Here is a 17,989-nt window from a genome sequence, read left to right as displayed (position 1 = left end):
TTGTATTATATTTGTATAATGTTTTTGCTAGTTACCGCTTAAAGTGTTCTTGGGCGGTTTAATAATAGGTTAGGGGCTAGAGAACTATAGGAATTCCCTACATAGAAAGGTGAGTGGCATGATACCGAATCAACAACGCAAACGTGCAGCTGTCATTGGCGCAGGTCCAGGTGGACTTGCAGCAGCGATGTTATTGTCCGGTCAGGGGTACGAGGTAGATGTGTATGAGAAACAGCCAGTCATCGGGGGGCGTTCTGCCAGATTGGAACTGGGTGAATATCGATTCGACCGGGGTGCTACATTTTTGATGATGCCACAGCTGATCGAAGAGATGTTCGATGTGGTGGGACGCAAATTATCCGATTATGTGGATATGAAAGAGCTAACTCCGCTGTACGCACTGAACTTTGGTAACAAGGTGTTCAAGCCTTCTCGTAATCGGGAAGATACAGCTGCACAGATTAAGGAATTGTTTCCGGGCAATGAAGACAATTACCTTCGGTTCATGCAAGAAGAAGAAGTGAAGTTTGGCAAAGTCATGCCTCTGCTCCGTCGTCCTTTTGGCAAGTTGACTGACTATCTACGCAAGGATGCGGTAACAGCTCTACCTAAGCTTGATGTCCACAATACAGTCTATGGAATCTTGTCCCGCTATTTTACAGACGAGCGTCTGCGCTGGGCATTTACATTTCAATCCAAATACCTTGGCATGTCTGCCTGGGATTGTCCGGGCACCTTTACCATATTATCGTTTATTGAGCATCACTACGGATTGTTCCACCCCATTGGCGGCGTGAATCGGATCTTCCAAGCCATGGCCGATGTCGTGGAAGAATACGGAGGACGCATACATACTTCCACCCCGGTGAAACAGGTCATCGTTCGCAATGGTCGTGCAGAAGGGGTGTTGCTTGAGAACGGTGAACGCATCGAAGCAGACCATGTGGTGGTGAACGCCGACTTTGCACATGCCGTGAACCATCTGTTTGAACCAGGCGTGCTTAAGAAATATACCCCGGAGAAAATGAAACGCAAAAAGTATTCCTGCTCTACAGCAATGCTGTATCTGGGCGTGGATGGTGATGTGGATCTGCCGCATCACTCGATCTATTTTCCCGAGGACTACCGGTTAAACGTTGATGAGATCACAAAGCACAAAATGTTATCAGCCGATCCATCTCTATATATTCATAACCCTTCCAGACTTGATTCGACGCTGGCACCGGAAGGGAAATCTGCTTTGTATGTTCTTATGCCTACGCCTAACCTTACCGCAGACATTGATTGGGAGGCAGAACGGGAGAATGTGCAGGAGGCCATGATGAAACGCATGGAAGGCATTCCTGAGCTGGCAGACATACGCAGCCGTATTGAAGAATGTATGCTGTTCACTCCACTTGATTGGGAGACTGAACTAGATGTGTATCGCGGAGCAACGTTTAATATGGCACATAACCTGGGTCAGATGATGTATATGCGTCCCCATAACCAGTTTGAAGAGTTGAAAAGTGTATGGCTGGTAGGCGGCGGAACACATCCGGGCAGCGGGTTGCCCACGATCTTCGAATCGGCACGAATCAGTGTCAGACTGATTCAGGAAGAGGACGCACGCACACGTTCCAAGCCATCCTCTTATGTGAAGACGGCAGAAGCCAGAGGGCATTCATGAAGCGGGCCGCTATTGTAGGCGCAGGGATTGGCGGACTCACTTCGGCACTGTTATTGAACCGTCAAGGCTGGGATGTCACCGTGTATGAACGGGGTTCCCGCGTTGGCGGACGCATTGGATATGAGCAGGAAGGTGAGTATCGGATCGATCAGGGGCCAACCATCGTACTGCTGCCGGAGATGTTACTTGGCATACTGGAGGAAGCAGGCGTAGATCGTTCGAAGATTGAGCTGCTTCGCTGTGATCCGTTATACAGAGTCCACTACCACAGTGGTCGTGTCATGACCAAGATGACCTCACGTGAAGAGCAGACGGCGGAGATTGAACGTTTGTTCCCTGGAGAGAGCCGAGGATTCACACGGTTCATGAAAGATATGGACACGTTGTTTCCGGCAGGCCGGGCAGCGTTTCTGGAAAGGGCTTTTCCGCGCAAAAGGGATTTCTTCACCCCTTCGCTCATGTCCCTCATGGGCAGATTGCGTGCACACAAAAGTGTCCGGAAAGCGGTAGGCGATTATTTTCACCATGAGGAATTGCTCGACGCTTACTCTCTGCAAAGTCTATACATCGGTGGATCACCGTTTGGGACGCCAGGCATTTACTCCCTTTTGCCTTACGCAGAGCATGAATATGGTATCTGGATGGTCAAAGGTGGATATGCAGCATTGCCGGCCATTCTGGAACAGGAACTGATATCACGTGGTGGACGTGTCGTGCTGAATTCGGAAGTGACCGGACTCAAGATTAAAAATGGTGTGTGTGAAGGTATAGAAACGGCAGCAGGCGCAGAAAATGTGGATGCAGTTATCTACAATGGTGATTTCCCCCATCTATCAGGTTTGCTTGGACAATCACCAGAGGTAGCACGTAAAAGAAAACCGTATCGTCCCTCTTCCGGATGTGTATTGCTCTATGTGGGCGTGGACAAAACCTGGGAAGATGCAACGACGCACCAGTTCTTCCTGCCACCGAGTCTTGAAGGCAGTTTGCAGGAAGTGTTCAATCAGCGACGCATTCCGGCAAAGTCCTCATTTTACGTATTTAATCCGGTCGCATTGGATGAAACTGCAGCGCCTCAAGGACAGAGTGTATTATATTTCCTCATTCCCGTACCAGATGCCGAAGGTGTCGACTGGGATCAGGAGAGTGAAGCATTGGCAGAACGGGTACTGGAAGAAGCGGAGCAACGTGGATTCCCGGGACTTCGTGCAGCGATCAAGTGGAAAAAGGTACGTACACCCGCTGACGCAGAGCGAGACGGGCTCTATGGGGGCGGAAGCTTTGGTATAGCACCTGTATTATTCCAGTCCGGTGTATACCGACCGCAACCCAAACCATTCCCTAATATAAAGGGATTATATGCCGCAGGAGCATCTGTACATCCAGGTGGCGGAGTGCCGATTGTAATGCAGAGTGCACGGATGGCCGTCAATCAACTCATGAAGGAGATGGGAACATGAATGAAGCGATTTTGAGCAGGTGTGAAGAGTTGATGCAAAAGGGTTCTTCCTCTTTTTATCAGGCCTTTAGAGGGCTGCCAAGTCCACGTCGGGAAGCGGTATATGTCATTTATGCCTTCTGCCGCATGATTGATGACAGTGTAGACGAGCCGGAACATTCGCCATATACGATTCACGAGATCAATGATTTGTTTGATCGGCTAGACGATGCGGAAGGACACTTTATCTGGCCAGCACTGAGATGGTTGTTCAGCAGTTTCCCTCATCTGGATAAGGGGCCATTTTTCCGTCAGATGGAAGGGCAACTCACAGATCTTAAAGTAACGCATTATACAACGATGCAGGAACTGGAGCATTATTGTTATCTGGTGGCCGGAACCGTAGGCGAGATGTTGTTGCCTGTATTGCGGGATGATAACGGCGCGGAAGTAGCCGTGAACGGGATTGCTTTGGGTAAAGGGATGCAGATCGTTAATATTATTCGGGATGTTGGTGAAGATCGGGCCAGAGTGCGTCGGTATGTTCCGCTGGAGATCATGGAGAAGCATGGTTACACCGAGCAGGACTTTGAAGACGGGGTTGTGGACGAACGCTTTATTGCCATTGTTCATGAATTAAAAGCTGCAGCATTGAACTGGTTCCGTATTGGCATGGATCGTCTGGATACGTACCCAACGGAAAGTGCGTTTTCCATCGAGCTGGCAGCAGCCTTTTACTCCACCATTCTACACGCGGTTGAACGCAACGATTATGACGTATATACCAAACGGGCATATGTTAGCGATGAATTGAAACTGGAGATGCTGGGTGCGATTGTGAAACGTTACCCGATGCTGGCCTATCAAGCCTCCCGAACGGCGGTATCCTGATGATCCAGTGGCTTTACTGGGCGTGGTATGTCATTGGAGCAACCTTGATGCTAACGATCGGTGTGCCTGACGTATTATCTTTTTCGAATGGTTTATTTCTAATCTTCTACGCATTGTATGTGCTGGATCTGATCTATCAAGGGCGTAATCGGACAGGCCTGTCCGACCAGTCAGTCATCTGGCTGAAACCCGGACTCTGGATATCCTCTGTGATTATCTGGCTTGGAGGTATGGGCGTAGAGTGGGTAGGAGTGCATACGCATTGGCCCTTTGGTGAGTATGCTTACTCAGACTTCTTCGGGATTCATCTGTTCAGTGTGCCAGTTACGCTGGGTTTCGCCTGGATCGCAGTGGTGGGTAACTCGGCGCTGTTAAGTGGCGGTGGTTCAACGTGGACTGGCAAATTGCTTCGAGCAGTGAAGACCGGGTTCTGGGCGATTGTACTTGATCTGGTGCTCGACCCTGTTGCGCATGCAAGAGGATTCTGGGAGTGGCAAGCCCCAGGTGGATTCTACGGTGTTCCGTGGACCAATTACATAAGCTGGTTTATCATGGGTGCATTCTTATCCCTTTTCCTTCCGGCCATGCCTAATGACCGTAGCTCATTGCTGCGTGCAAAATGGTTGTATCAGCTGTTTATTCTTCTGTTCGGCCTGCTTGCTCTAAAGGAAGGGATTACAGGCAGTTTTATCATCGCCATTGCTGGTGTGCTTCTTGCCGAAGGGAGCTGGCTCTATGATTCGCGCCGTAAAATCAAAACCGTTTAATCGTATTTTTGCCTTATACAATCACTATTATCTGCTACGTCGGCGCTTCCGCTCCTTCACGCTCACAGGGTCACTGGACCCACAGGTGGACATCAGGGACAACTCCCCGATTGAAGCGACTCGTCCGGTGATCTATTTCATGAATCACAGCTCCTGGTGGGATGGTCTGCTGCTCTATCATGCGGCCAGGCAGACATCGCGGGGTGATCATTATGTGATGATGGAGGAGCAACAGCTTCAGCAGTATGCTTTTTTTCGTAAATTGGGTGCGTATTCGATCAATAAGGAGAGTGCGTCCGGTATTCGGACCTCTCTACAGTACACCAGTGAATTATTGGATTCAGGTAAAAGGGTCTGGATTTTTCCCCAAGGAGAAATTCTGCATCAGGAGGCCAGACCAATTCAGTTCCGTCCAGGCATCGGATTGTTGCTTCGTCGTTCTCCGAATGCCATCGCCGTACCGGTAACCTTGTGTCATGGGATGGTCCAGCATGATTTACCGGAAATATCGATGCAGGCGGGCCCAGCTGTGATGGAAGACTGGAAGGCGTTGAAGAGTGAAGAGATTGCCTCCAGACTCGGCCATGTGCTGGAACAGCAGTTAGACGATCATAGATCAGAGCTTATACGGATGGGGCAGGGAAGTTTGCCAGATGCGATTCCACTGATTCGTCATGTACGTTCGACAAGTGAAAAATACGATGCGGCACGAAAGCGGGTGAACCGTTAGCATGAATGCATCTGAAATCTTCTGGATTGTGCTTACCTGCATATTGGGCATACAGTTGCTGTTCGCTCTATGGAACGTCTCCTGTCTGCCCAAAGTGCGTTCATTCCGAGCAGACTCAATACAACCACCAGACCTGCTGGTCTCGGTGCTGATTCCAGCCAGAAATGAAAGACTACATATCGAAGGATGTCTGGAAAGTGTGCTCGCGAGCGATACGTCAGGATTCCGGATGGAAGTATTGGTGCTGGATGATCGCTCCGAAGATGAGACAGCGGCCATGGTACAAGCGATTGCGGATCGTGATACGCGTGTGCGTTTGCTGCATGGCGTTGATCTTCCCGAAGGCTGGATGGGGAAATCCCATGCGTGTCACAGGCTGGTTCAGGAGGCCAAGGGAGAATGGTATATGTTCGTGGATGCGGATGTGCGTCTGGAGCCAAGTGCCATTCGGCAGACTCTTGCGGCAGGGTGTGAGCAGAGCGGGGGGCTGGTAACCGGTTTTCCTTATCAGGTAACAAAGACGTGGATGGAAAAGCTTGTTGTACCGATGATGGTCTTCACCATCATCAGTCATCTGCCCATTTTCATGATACGTAGATCATCCAGTCCGATGTTTGTGGCCGCTACGGGGGCTTTTTTGCTGATTCATCGCTCCAGTTACGAAGCTTCCGGTGGTCATGCTGCCATTCAGGCACATCTGGTGGATGATATGAGTCTCGCCAAAGCAGTCAAGCGTGCAGGTCATCCGGTGATGCTGACCGATGTGCATGATGTAACAAATACCCGTATGTATCAGAACGGGGCAGAAGTATGGAACGGATATAAGAAAAACATGTACGAAGGTATGGGGCGCAAAGACGTGCTGCTGCTTGGCACGATGTTAATGTATACACTGATGTATATTGTGCCTCCACTAGGATTGATTATTGGACTCCTTATGGGCAGTTCGATGTCCATTCTGTATGGATTGTTAGGAACATTATTAGGTATGGCTGTAAAAAGAGTAGCGGATCATGCTGGCGGACAACCCTGGTGGCTTGCCCTTCTGCAACCGGTCAGCATGGCCTGTGTCATTGCCATCGGATTCGCTTCCTGGCAGGCAGGCCGCTCCGGCAAGGGGTATGTATGGAAAGGTAGGCGGTACAGTTGAGAGGTAACGTCATTATAATCGGTGCAGGATTTGGAGGTCTGTCGTGTGCAATACGACTGGCTTCACAAGGTGTGCAGGTGACCATTCTGGAACGGCAGCAACACGTAGGTGGCAAGCTACAGCATTTTGAGCGGGACGGGTATCATTTTGACCGGGGACCGAGCACAATCACGATGCCATCGACCTTTCGTTCAGTCTTCGACCATGCGGGTGTAGCAATGGAAGATTACGTACAGTTATATGAGCTAGAGCCGCGCACGCGTAATGTATTTGCAGATGGCACAGTGGTAGATTTGTCAGGCAATCGCGGGTGGATGAAGGAGCAGATCGCAGCGTACAGTCCGGAGGATGCGGCTCGTTATGATGCATTTATGGATGAGTCTGCTGCACTGTATGCGGAAGCCAATCGTCATTTTCTGGGTAAGTTGCTGCTGTCTCCTTTTGACAAATACAATCTCCAAATGCTGCGCAGCCTGCTCCGCGTGCGGCCAACGGTGAAGCTGGATAAGCTGCTACGCTCGTATTTCCAACATCCGCATACGCTCGCTATGTTCGGACGGTACGCGACCTATGTGGGATCATCGCCGTATCAATCGCCTTCCATCTTTGCCATGATGGGTCATGTGGAAGCAGAGGTGGGCATCTACGGGGTTAAAGGTGGAACCTATCAACTGATCGAAGGAATGACCCGGCTGGCACGGGAAAAAGGTGTACAGATCATTACCGGCACAGAGGTCCGGCAGATTGTTGTTCGGAATGGAAAAGTGGCTGGCGTGGATACGGATCAAGGCTTCCGCGAAGCAGATCAAGTGGTTGCGAATGGAGATGTGCTAAGCGTGAATCGACTGCTGCTCGCACCGGAACATCGGAAAGAGATGAGCGATGCCCGCATACAGAAATATGAACCATCCATCTCGGGATTTGTGACGCTGGCAGGTGTGCGAAGGCAATATGATGCACTGCTGCATCATACGGTTTTTTTCCCGGAACGGTATGAACCGGAGTTTGACCATATTTTCCGTGACCGTAAAATGCCCGAAGATCCGACGATTTACATCTGTTATTCCGGTTATTCGGAAGCGGGCATGGCTCCGGCGGGAGCCAGTAACCTGTTCATTCTGGTCAATGCTCCCTACTTGTCGGATTCATGGAATTGGGAGCAACAGACGGAACGTTATGGAGCGTTTGTGCTGGAACAGTTGGCAGGACGGGGAATCACCGGGTTGAATGAATCCGATGTGCTGATCCGGTACACACCGCGAGATATTGAACGGGATACTTTGGCGCATCAAGGTTCGATCTACGGCATCTCGTCCAATTCGGTGAAGCAGACCTTTATGCGACCGGGCAACCGAAGCAAAGATGTACAAGGTCTCTGGTACGTAGGCGGAACGACACATCCAGGCGGCGGAACCCCGATAGTGACATTGTCCGGACAGCTTGTTGGTGAGCAATTGGCATCGGAAATCTTGAGATAAGTTTGTTGTGCAGATGATGGAGTGAAAATGTGTTTTGTTGATCCATGTGCGTGTGTATCGTCTCTGCTAATTAACTTTGAAGCTGCTACGGATGATCCGTGCTGTTGAGTAGGTATGAGATAGTGGTGCTCCGGGATTTAAGTGAGACATTTGGTGTCGGGGCATCCTTTCAATAGCCGGTTTGGAACGTTATACTGGATAGAGTTAAACTGCTGAGCTGTAATGCTTATAGGATTAATGTTTTTGTCTTTTGCAAAAGACGTATATACATAAAAGCTAGGAACAGGCAGGTTATCCTGTCGATCCGCACGATTCTCACATAGGAGGTCTCATCATGAATGAACAAGAGCGAGCCGGCGAACGGCTGCTTCCCGAAGTGGCTACGGGAGAACGGAAGCTAGAGCACGTGCGCCTCTGTCTTGAGGAGAATGTGGCAGGAGAAGGGGTAACCAGCGGTATGGAGCGGTATGCGTTTCGCCATCATCCACTGCCGGAACTGGATTTTGAAGAGGTGCATCTGGAGACTTCGTTTATTGGTAAAAAAGTACGTACACCCTTGCTCATCAGTTCGATGACGGGTGGAAGCAAAACAACGGGCGCCATCAATGAGCGCCTCGCTCGAGTAGCAAACGCCAGAGGCTGGGCGCTCGGCGTAGGTTCAATCCGGGCTGCCGTGGAGCAGCCGGAACTGGCAAGTACCTTCGATGTCCGCCGTTGGGCACCAGACATCCCGGTCATTGCCAACCTGGGTGCGGTACAGCTGAACTATGGCTTCACCACGGCTGATTTCCAACGTGCCGTAGATATTGCGGGTGCGGACATGCTCGTCCTTCACCTGAACACGTTGCAGGAAGTCTTTCAGCCGGAGGGCAATACTAACTTCAGTGGATTATTTCAACGGATTGAAAACTTGTGTCGTGAGCTAGACGTGCCTGTTGGCGTAAAAGAAGTAGGTTTTGGCATCGATGGTGTGACGGCTCAACGCTTATATGAAGCAGGTGTCGCGTTTATCGATGTAGCCGGGGCTGGAGGTACAAGCTGGGTACAGGTGGAGAAGTACCGCAACAATAACCCGGTACGCCGGGCGGCAGCGGAAGCTTTTGCCGACTGGGGTATTCCCACAGCGGAGTGTATTCAGGAAGTACGAGCGCTGAATCCTACTGGTGCCCTGATTGGCAGCGGTGGACTGTACACTGGCGTGGATGCGGCCAAAGCCCTCGCGCTCGGGGCGGACCTGGCTGGTTTTGGCCGATCTCTTCTCGAATCCGCAGTAGCTTCCGATGATGCGCTGAATGAGCGGCTGGAACAGGTTGAGTTTGAACTTCGTACTGTCATGTTTGGCATTGGTGCAGGTCAGATTGAGGATTTGAAGCAGACGGAGCGACTGGTGGAGCGGCGTTAGATAAAATTTTGAATTATGAAAAGATGTAATGTTTTGTCTTATATAAGGAACAATCTATTCCCGTTGGCACATGCTTGAATTGATAGCTATTATCATATTCAGGTTGCGCATTAAAACACACTCCCTTTGGAGTGTGTTTTTTAATTTTCAACCCACTTTTTTAGAAATTGATGATGTAACTTTTTTCGTGCTCGCGCCAACTTCTGACTTATGGCTTGCTCGGAATGACCCAGCAGTCTAGCTATCTCTTTGTAAGACATTTCCTTAATATAAAAAAGGGTGATAATGGTTTGATAGTCCTGTTTTAACTCTGTAATGGCAGTTCGTAGCGCTTCATATCGCAGCTTTTTTTCGACTTCAAGAGCAACACTAATTTGCTGTACTGCAAGCGTCTTATTATCTTCAAATAAGCTAGCTATGTCTATTGACTGACGATCTAATTTTGTTTTTCTTAAGTAATCCAGAGCGCAGTTACGAGTAACTTGTCTTAACCAAGCTTTGGAGTTATCAATTTTATACTTATTGACATTGGAAATGACTCTCAGGAAGCTTTCTTGAATGACATCCTCCGTTAAAACATGGTCTCCGCCTAACAAATATGTAATATCTTGATGCACCAAATTATAAAATGAACGATAGACTGATTTTTGTAACGGAGGGGGAAGGTCGTAATAACTTTGGTGGAAAAGATAATTCAAATCCAAGATACCCCAATCCTTTCTTACATATTTTAGTTAATGAAAGAAAACAAAGGTCATCCTTAATGTTATAGCATATATAAGGATAATATAAGCGGATTAATTCATAAAATACATAATTATGGATTTTTTTTGATGAAAAAAACGTTAGATGAGGAGATAAACTGGAGTCTCTATATTAGTAACAACAATGAGATTAGCTTTATTGAAAGGAGGAAGAACATTCATTACAAGGATTAACTATTTTTTATGGTAGAAATTTTTTGGAATATCAATAATGGAGGAGTGATTTTAACATGAATAAGAAGAAGTTAATGTTAATTGGATCTTCTGCTTGTCTCGCACTATTCTTATCCGTAGGTGTTGCTGGTGCGAATTTAGGAAATGTCCTACAGAAGCATCTAGTGGAGGATGAGGCGGTTCTGCAAAATAATATCAACAATATGAGTAATGAACAATTAATTGATGAAATTGATAACTTGGCTGCTACAGTGGGTCAACCTTCAACACTGGCTAAGAACAATAGTGTGGGTCAAAATGAGATTAATACCCTCATTCCTTTTGTATCGGCGCTTTTCGAAAGAAAAGATCAGTTGAAAGATGAAGATATTCTTAAGATGGTTGCCGATAATACAAAGACAGTCATTACACGTGAAGCGCTAGTGGATTTGTATGTGCTTAAACATGAACAAAATAAAGATGGTGGGGAATTAAAACAAATTCTTCTTCAAGATGGTATTGATGCACAAGTGAAATCGAGAATTGTTGCTACAGCAGATTTCACTTTAGATGATGTGGGGTTATTAAAAGATATTATTCATGAAGACGATGATATTCTTGCATTTAATGGTTTGAAACGTTTAAGTAATATCAATGTAAGCGAGGCATATGGAATTTCAGAGAGCATTTTGTCTAATATTGAAGAGCAATCTCCAAATAAAATTTCTGCTGCGTTAAGAGCTACAGCAAAGTATCTTAAAAATGAAAGTCAGTCTACCCTTCAAAAAAATACAGTGGATCTAGAAGCTGATTTCATTGACACCAGTTTTAAAATTATAAAATCAAGTAATGATGAAGTTCTTAAAGATTCTGCAATTTTCGCCATTTCCGAGATCGGAAGTCAAAAGGCTATTACACAAATTATCGAAAGTGATTTGGTCGAACAGGAACTTAAAGCTTTTGCGGTCGATCAAAACTTTATCACTCTAAAAGAGATACTTACAGGGAATCCGACAGAAGACGAAATTAGATTCGTAGTTTCTGCGTTAGAAATACTACCGATTGTGGACTTGGTTGAACCTCTTAGTGAAGTAACTTCAAGTATTAGTGATCCAGATTTGAAAAAGCGGAGCGAAGAAGTCATCATTGTGGCTCAAAAGGAAGGCATCAGCGGAAATTATAAATGGGCTGAATGAAAATATATGAAAGAGAGGCTGATTATAAAATGAAAACAATTAGCAGAAAGCTATCTCTAATTCTATTTGCTATAGTTCTCTTAGGGACTTCATATACTGGAGGTGGAACAGCTGATGCAGCTACTGGAAATCAAGGGTATGCTGCCTATAGAGATGGAGTGTTTTTTGGATTTGACTGGCATGCAGGATTATGGGATGAACCTGCATCAAACTATGGTCTTCCTATTCTGCATGCTCCAGGAACCGGAAAAAGTGTACAATGGGACACTTGGTCTAACTTCATTGATGGTAATAATTTCAAAGGGACATATAGACCAAATACTGCCCCCTCTTCAGCTCAGAGAGATTTGTTTGTTGCTATGGGCAGAAATCTGCGTACACAAAATATTTCTTATAACTTAGGTTACCAGGTATATTATAGTACTGGTAGCGCAAGTACATATGTTAAGTATGATGAAGTGAGTTCTATACGGTGTGATGGTGTTATTGAATATATTTATGAATGGTACAGTTTTAGAGTATATGGAAACGATACTCAATGGGATGTCACTAAAAATGATTTTTGGATCAGGGAACAGCACAGTGGAACTCTGATCACTCCTAAAAAACAAGTGAACTACCTGACAGCGATATAATGGGAAAATATAAACATTTACTTCTAATGCTTCTGATCGTTGTTCCTTTCACAATTATTAATTTTAGTTCATATTTGAAAGGGCATACTCCGAGTATCTTTCAAGCGGCAGCATCGATACTCTTTATCCTTGTATGGTTTGTTTATGGCATAATGCAAAGTGACAAATACAAAGAATATGCATTGCTCTCCACTTTGTATTGGTTAGCAGGTGTAATTTTACTTACTATAGGATATTTTGCGAATTCGGCAATTATATTTATTCCTGCGACTATTATTTGGGCAGGCCCGGTTTACGGAATAAGGTATTTCTTAGAGCTACCAGCTAATCTTGTTTTTGCCTTAGTGAGTATTGTGATAGTTTATGTGAGTAGTATTGTGGGTGTTTTATTGGGGAAAATTTTTAAAAAAAGGTCCGTAACCTTTGGGGAGAAATGATATCTTATACATCTAGAACACCAAAAGTAGCTTCTGAATTATGAAGCTACTTTTGGTGTGTAAACTTATTTATTGGTATGAGGTACATTGTAGCTGATTAATCGCCTCTCTTTGGATGTATGCAGATTACTCAAATACTATAGAACCAAGGAACGAACTTGACTGGAAAGGCCCCCTTTGATCTACATACATTCCTCTTTCACAGTGACATTCTCATTGGTTACAGTAACGTAGGAATTGCCGGACAAGTATTCCGTATAACCGCAAACCATTTTATTATAGGTTTTTCCGCGACTGTCTGTGAACGCCAAGGAGACGACGCCCTCCCCGGAAAGTTTCAGTTGCGGGGCGAATTTCACGTTTGCTCCGCTGGGAATATCCTTATCGAATACGTAGGTGGAGCCACTCTCATTGTTGTTGTTGTTAAACGAGTTGTCGCCTTGGACTAGGCTAGCCTGAATATTGGTGAGGTCATAGTCGGACTGATTGTGGATCGTGATCCTTAAGTGGCGAAAGGGATCGATTGCATTCAGAAAGCTCATAAAAGCGACGATGGAGATTCCGAGTATGATAGCGGATAAGATAATCATTTTCTTTTTGGAGAATCGGCGACGTGTGTTCAATATGATCCACTCCTTTCCTTCATGAGGTATAAACGATGGGAAGAGATCAAAAGTTATAAATAAAATGGATAAATATGAAATTGAAGCTCGAATCGTCAGAATAACTTCATGCGCTAAGCGGGAGAACAGGATACAATAAGATACTAGTAGTGCAAAAAGGATTGCACAGAGATCATACATAATTAAGATCACTCGAAATAAGGAGGGGAAAAAGTTGAAACTTTCTCCAATGAATCAGGAAGATTATACGAGTTTTTGCATTCGATCGATTAAGGATTTTGCACAGGAAAAAGTAGAAGCGGGTACCTGGGCTGAGGAAGAGGCACAGCAACTGGCGGAGGAATCTTATGAACGTTATCTGCCAGAAGGCTTGAATACACCGGGAGCGTATCTCTACAATCTGGTGCATCCTGTGGACGGAAATGTGGGGTATATCTGGTTTAATATCACGGATAATCGCCGCGGGAAGGATGCTTTTTTGCTGGATATTGTGGTTGAAGAAGCGCATCGTGGTAAGGGATACGGAACAGAGACAATGCAGGCGCTTGAACAGACGGCCTTGAGTCTTGGCGTGGATCGCATTGGTTTGCATGTGTTTGGACATAATGTGCGGGCGAGCAGCCTGTATCGCAAGATGGGATATGAGGTAACGGATCTGACGATGTATAAGGAAATCAAAGGGTAAGCCTAATAGCGGATATTCTAGGCAAAACTCAAGATCTGCGCAAAACGAATTATCCGCAGTAAACGGGGATATCGGGAAGCGTATGGGACTCTGGTCGAATTGGCGAAGTTCCTTGATGCCTTGAGGTTTGTCATATATAATGTATAGGATTATCCATACCGAACAAGTAATCAATGAGGAGTTGTCATATACATGGCTTTGAAAGCAGGAATTGTAGGGCTTCCGAACGTCGGAAAATCTACGTTGTTTAACGCTATTACACAAGCAGGTGCCGAATCGGCAAACTATCCGTTCTGTACGATTGACCCTAACGTGGGGATCGTTGAAGTACCAGATGAGCGTTTGGACAAACTGACAGAACTCGTTGTACCTAAGAAAACAGTACCAACGGCGTTTGAGTTTGTAGATATCGCTGGTCTTGTTCGCGGTGCGAGCAAAGGCGAAGGTCTCGGTAACAAGTTCCTTGCCCACATTCGTGAGGTAGATGCGATTGTACACGTGGTACGTTGCTTTGTAGATGAGAACATTACACACGTCGATGGTAAAATTGACCCGGTGAGCGACATCCAGACGATCAATCTGGAGCTGATCCTGGCCGATATCGAGAGTGTTGAGAAGAAAATCGATCGCTCCAAGAAAAACATGAAGGGCGGCAACAAGACTGCCTCTCAAGAAGTAGAAGTATTGGAGAGAGTGAAGGCTGTTCTGTACGATGACAAGCCGGCACGCAGCATGGAACTTACGGATGATGAGCTTCTGATCGTGCGCGATCTGCACTTGCTTACCCTGAAGCCTGTTCTGTACGCAGCCAATGTAGCTGAGGACGAAATCGGCGACGTGGCGAACAATGCTTACGTGCAAAAAGTAAGAGAATTCGCAGCTGCTGAAAACGCAGAAGTGGTGCCGATCAGTGCGAAGGTTGAAGAAGAGATCTCTGAGCTGGAAGGCGAAGATAAACAAATGTTCCTGGAAGAGCTCGGTATTGAGGATTCCGGTCTGAACCTGTTGATCAAAGCAGCTTACAAATTGCTCGGTCTGTACACATACTTCACAGCAGGTGTGCAGGAAGTTCGTGCGTGGACAATCCGTAAAGGCACCAAAGCGCCAGGCGCAGCGGGTGTTATCCACACGGACTTCGAGCGCGGATTCATCCGTGCAGAAGTTGTTTCCTACGACGATCTGGTTGCAGCGGGTTCCATGAACGGTGCCAAAGAGCGCGGACAACTTCGTCTTGAAGGTAAAGAGTACGTTGTAAATGACGGCGACGTTATGCACTTCCGTTTCAACGTGTAGGTTGTTACACCTTTATATGTAGATTCAATAACATGACCCTACGACCTTCTCGTGAAGTTCGTGGGGTCTTTGACTTAGAGTTTTGCAGATGAGGAACAAGAAAAACCACCGGGATTAGGTTGGTCGCCTTGCAATCCGGTGGTTCTTCATTCATTTGATTGAAATTCGCCGTGGTCGCCCACCGGCCTTTGTTAGAGAAGTCACGATGTTAGCGCATCGTGGCTTTTGTTTATTTTACATTTCGGAACAACATCGAACAACAATTTCATTTTGTATTTCGCAGCACTAAAAATTAGTTCATCCGCCTGCGGAACAGTTACTATTCAGAACCATAAGAATATGCTATAATTAAGAGTCGTATACCACGTTAAAATTCGCGCTGTAACAGATGAGCATAAGCGAGTTTCATACAGGGTACGCGATTTCTTGATTTCACTTTAAAAGTAAAGGATTTGATGACGTTGTAGCGATGTTATACGTCGATCATACAGGAATGTGAATACATGCTGCGGTCAGGGGATTCGGTGAGAATCCTGTGCGTTGTGGAATATAGATTATAGATGTTATGAATAATTAAACCGAAATAATTATTAAAAACGATATTTGCATGGACAAAATAATGTGTGAGGTGACTATACATGTTGGATAAATTACAGGCGTTAGCCGACCGTTATGACAAGTTGAGCGAGCTTTTGTGTGACCCGGATGTGGCAAGTGACAACAAAAAGTTGCGGGAATATTCCAAAGAACAATCTGATCTGCAACCGACTTATGAAGCGTACAATGAATACAAACAGGTAAGTCAGGATCTCGAAGCTGCAAAGGAAATGCAGGGTGAGAAACTGGATGATGAGATGCGTGAAATGGTCAAAATGGAAATTGACGAACTAAGCACTCGCCAGAAGGAACTGGACGAATTGATTCGTGTACTCATGCTGCCAAAAGATCCGAATGACGACAAAAACGTTATTGTTGAGATTCGCGGAGCAGCTGGTGGAGATGAGGCAGCGTTGTTTGCAGCAGATCTGTATCGGATGTACACACGTTATGCAGATGCACAAGGCTGGCGTGTAGAGCTGATGGACGTTAACACAAATGATCTCGGTGGGTTCAAAGAGGTTGTTTTCCTGATCAACGGACGTGGCGCTTACAGCAAAATGAAATACGAAAGCGGCGCACACCGTGTGCAGCGTATTCCAACAACTGAATCCGGCGGACGTATTCATACGTCAACTTCAACGGTTGCGGTTATGCCTGAAGCCGAAGATTTCGATATCGAAATTCATGACAAAGACATCCGTGTTGATACGTTCTGTTCCAGTGGTGCCGGTGGACAATCGGTTAATACCACGAAATCCGCAGTACGGGTAACGCACGTTCCAACGGGAATTGTGGCGACATGTCAGGATGGAAAATCACAGAACTCCAACAAGGAAAAAGCGTTGCAGGTTCTGCGTACACGTATCTTCGATATGAAACGTATGGAAGAGGAAGCGAAGATCTCTGTTGAGCGGAAGAGCAAAGTGGGAACGGGCGACCGTAGTGAGCGTATTCGTACGTACAACTTCCCGCAAAGCCGTGTGACGGATCACCGTATCGGTCTGACGATGCACAAGCTGGATCAGATCATGAACGGGGAGATTGAAGATATCTTGTCTGCACTGACGATTGCTCAGCAGACCGAGTTGATGGATAGAGGAGAATAATCTGTGACCCGCGCGCAGTTTGTCATGACGCCGGAACAGAGCTGTCGGGAAGCCTTCGTGGAGGCTTCCTCTTTTTTGGAGAAGTGCGGCGTGTACGAGCCGCAAAACAATGCCCGGCTGCTGTTGGAACATGTACTCGGCGTTTATGGCGCCGCGTATTACATGATGCAGCCGGAGCCTTTTCCCAGCGAGCATCGCAGCCGCTGGGAGGACGCCGTCACGCGCAAGGCTGCGGGTGAGCCGGCGCAATACATTATCGGCAGCCAGGAATTCTATGGGCTGCCGTTCGAGGTCACGCCGGCCGTGCTGATTCCGCGGCCGGAGACCGAGCTGTTGGTCGAGGCTGTGCTGCGCGAAGCCGACCGCGTGTTTCCCGACGGCGCTCCGCTCGCCGTCGATATCGGCACGGGCAGTGGGGCCATCGCGGTGACGATGGCTTCACTGCGCCCGCGCTGGCAGGTTGGCGCCGGGGATCTCTCGGCGGCTGCCCTGCAAGTGGCCGCGCGGAACGCGGCCGCGAACGGGGTACAGATCGACTTCCGTGAAGGCGATCTGCTGGCCCCGTTCGCCGGGGCCCGGGTGGACATCCTGGTGTCCAACCCGCCATACATCCCGGCGGCGGATATCGCCGGGTTACAGCAAGAGGTGCGCGATCATGAGCCGCGCATGGCATTGGACGGCGGTCCGGACGGGCTTGCACCGTACCGTATCATGCTGGAGCAGTTGGCGTTGTTGCCTGCGCCGCCGCAGATCATTGGTTTTGAGCTGGGCCAAGGGCAGGCTCGCGACATCGCAGCTCTGCTTGAATCGGCGGGACATTGGCCGGAAATTATCATTGTACCGGACCTTGCCGGAATCGAGCGGCATGTCCTGGGTGTTCGTACTTCGGAACAGGTGACGAAAATGTAAGGTTCCGCGGGTTTTCTTTTTGCCGTGAAATCCTCTACAATGAGATATACCGAAGATTTCTGA

The 17,989-nt window shown here is 47.2% G+C and carries 17 protein-coding genes; 15 read left to right on the top strand and 2 right to left on the bottom strand.

Annotation, left to right across the window (positions count from 1 at the left end; translation table 11 throughout):
* Window positions 1-118 precede the first annotated feature (118 nt).
* The 8 genes from EL84_RS03380 (at window position 119) to fni (ending at window position 9,525) form a co-directional block, all read left to right on the top strand.
* Window positions 119-1,669, top strand: a complete 1,551-nt coding sequence (locus tag EL84_RS03380; RefSeq protein ID WP_047840718.1) for a phytoene desaturase family protein — start codon at window positions 119-121, stop codon at window positions 1,667-1,669.
* Entirely contained in the window at window positions 1,666-3,129 is a 1,464-nt protein-coding gene (locus EL84_RS03375) for a phytoene desaturase family protein (protein WP_047840717.1), read from the top strand. The genes EL84_RS03380 and EL84_RS03375 overlap by 4 nt, the downstream gene beginning before the upstream one ends.
* Window positions 3,126-3,998, top strand: a complete 873-nt coding sequence (locus tag EL84_RS03370; protein WP_047840716.1) for a phytoene/squalene synthase family protein — start codon at window positions 3,126-3,128, stop codon at window positions 3,996-3,998. The genes EL84_RS03375 and EL84_RS03370 overlap by 4 nt, the downstream gene beginning before the upstream one ends.
* Window positions 3,998-4,765, top strand: a complete 768-nt coding sequence (locus EL84_RS03365) for a carotenoid biosynthesis protein (protein WP_047840715.1) — start codon at window positions 3,998-4,000, stop codon at window positions 4,763-4,765. Before EL84_RS03370 ends, EL84_RS03365 begins: the two co-directional genes overlap by 1 nt.
* Window positions 4,734-5,495, top strand: coding sequence for a lysophospholipid acyltransferase family protein (locus EL84_RS03360; protein ID WP_047840714.1), 762 nt, complete (start codon window positions 4,734-4,736; stop codon window positions 5,493-5,495). Before EL84_RS03365 ends, EL84_RS03360 begins: the two co-directional genes overlap by 32 nt.
* 1 nt (window position 5,496) lies before the next feature.
* Window positions 5,497-6,645, top strand: a complete 1,149-nt coding sequence (locus EL84_RS03355; protein ID WP_047840713.1) for a glycosyltransferase — start codon at window positions 5,497-5,499, stop codon at window positions 6,643-6,645.
* Window positions 6,642-8,123: a phytoene desaturase family protein gene (locus EL84_RS03350; RefSeq protein ID WP_047840712.1), complete on the top strand. Its 1,482-nt coding sequence runs from the start codon at window positions 6,642-6,644 to the stop codon at window positions 8,121-8,123. The genes EL84_RS03355 and EL84_RS03350 overlap by 4 nt, the downstream gene beginning before the upstream one ends.
* 334 nt (window positions 8,124-8,457) lie before the next feature.
* Window positions 8,458-9,525, top strand: coding sequence for a type 2 isopentenyl-diphosphate Delta-isomerase (gene fni, locus EL84_RS03345; protein WP_047840711.1), 1,068 nt, complete (start codon window positions 8,458-8,460; stop codon window positions 9,523-9,525).
* 140 nt (window positions 9,526-9,665) lie between these two features.
* On the opposite strand, the gene EL84_RS03340 is transcribed toward fni, so the two are convergent.
* Window positions 9,666-10,229: an RNA polymerase sigma factor gene (locus EL84_RS03340; protein WP_161799403.1), complete on the bottom strand. Its 564-nt coding sequence runs from the start codon at window positions 10,227-10,229 to the stop codon at window positions 9,666-9,668.
* A gap of 290 nt (window positions 10,230-10,519) precedes the next feature.
* Between EL84_RS03340 and EL84_RS03335 the strand changes: the two genes are divergently transcribed.
* From EL84_RS03335 to EL84_RS03325, 3 genes are read left to right on the top strand one after another with little or no spacing between them, the layout of a single operon-like run.
* A complete protein-coding gene (locus EL84_RS03335; RefSeq protein ID WP_047840709.1) occupies window positions 10,520-11,638 on the top strand; it encodes a hypothetical protein in 1,119 nt (372 codons plus the stop codon).
* A gap of 29 nt (window positions 11,639-11,667) precedes the next feature.
* Window positions 11,668-12,273 (top strand): hypothetical protein, encoded by a 606-nt coding sequence (locus EL84_RS03330; RefSeq protein ID WP_152682966.1) that lies wholly within the window; start codon window positions 11,668-11,670, stop codon window positions 12,271-12,273.
* Window positions 12,273-12,710 carry a hypothetical protein gene (locus EL84_RS03325; RefSeq protein WP_047840708.1) on the top strand — a complete coding sequence of 146 codons (438 nt, stop codon included), beginning with the start codon at window positions 12,273-12,275 and terminating at the stop codon, window positions 12,708-12,710. Before EL84_RS03330 ends, EL84_RS03325 begins: the two co-directional genes overlap by 1 nt.
* A gap of 182 nt (window positions 12,711-12,892) precedes the next feature.
* Here EL84_RS03325 and EL84_RS03320 read toward each other — a convergent pair whose 3' ends face one another.
* The gene (locus EL84_RS03320) at window positions 12,893-13,333 is read right to left on the bottom strand and encodes a hypothetical protein (RefSeq protein WP_047840707.1); all 441 of its coding nucleotides are present in this window, start codon (window positions 13,331-13,333) and stop codon (window positions 12,893-12,895) included.
* Between the two features lie 214 nt (window positions 13,334-13,547).
* Between EL84_RS03320 and EL84_RS03315 the strand changes: the two genes are divergently transcribed.
* From EL84_RS03315 to prmC, 4 genes are all read left to right on the top strand, one after another.
* Window positions 13,548-14,018: a GNAT family N-acetyltransferase gene (locus EL84_RS03315; RefSeq protein WP_235431481.1), complete on the top strand. Its 471-nt coding sequence runs from the start codon at window positions 13,548-13,550 to the stop codon at window positions 14,016-14,018.
* A 192-nt stretch (window positions 14,019-14,210) separates the two neighbouring features.
* Entirely contained in the window at window positions 14,211-15,311 is a 1,101-nt protein-coding gene (ychF, locus tag EL84_RS03310) for a redox-regulated ATPase YchF (RefSeq protein WP_017691917.1), read from the top strand.
* 638 nt (window positions 15,312-15,949) lie between these two features.
* Complete coding sequence (prfA, locus tag EL84_RS03305; RefSeq protein WP_017691918.1) at window positions 15,950-17,017, top strand: peptide chain release factor 1; 1,068 nt, start codon at window positions 15,950-15,952, stop codon at window positions 17,015-17,017.
* Between the two features lie 24 nt (window positions 17,018-17,041).
* Window positions 17,042-17,926: a peptide chain release factor N(5)-glutamine methyltransferase gene (gene prmC, locus EL84_RS03300; RefSeq protein WP_082218880.1), complete on the top strand. Its 885-nt coding sequence runs from the start codon at window positions 17,042-17,044 to the stop codon at window positions 17,924-17,926.
* Window positions 17,927-17,989: the final 63 nt, after the last annotated feature.

The organism is Paenibacillus sp. VT-400 (assembly GCF_001029205.1).
Lineage (GTDB): Bacteria > Bacillota > Bacilli > Paenibacillales > Paenibacillaceae > Paenibacillus > Paenibacillus amylolyticus.
This window is presented reverse-complemented; position numbering and strand designations above follow the sequence as displayed.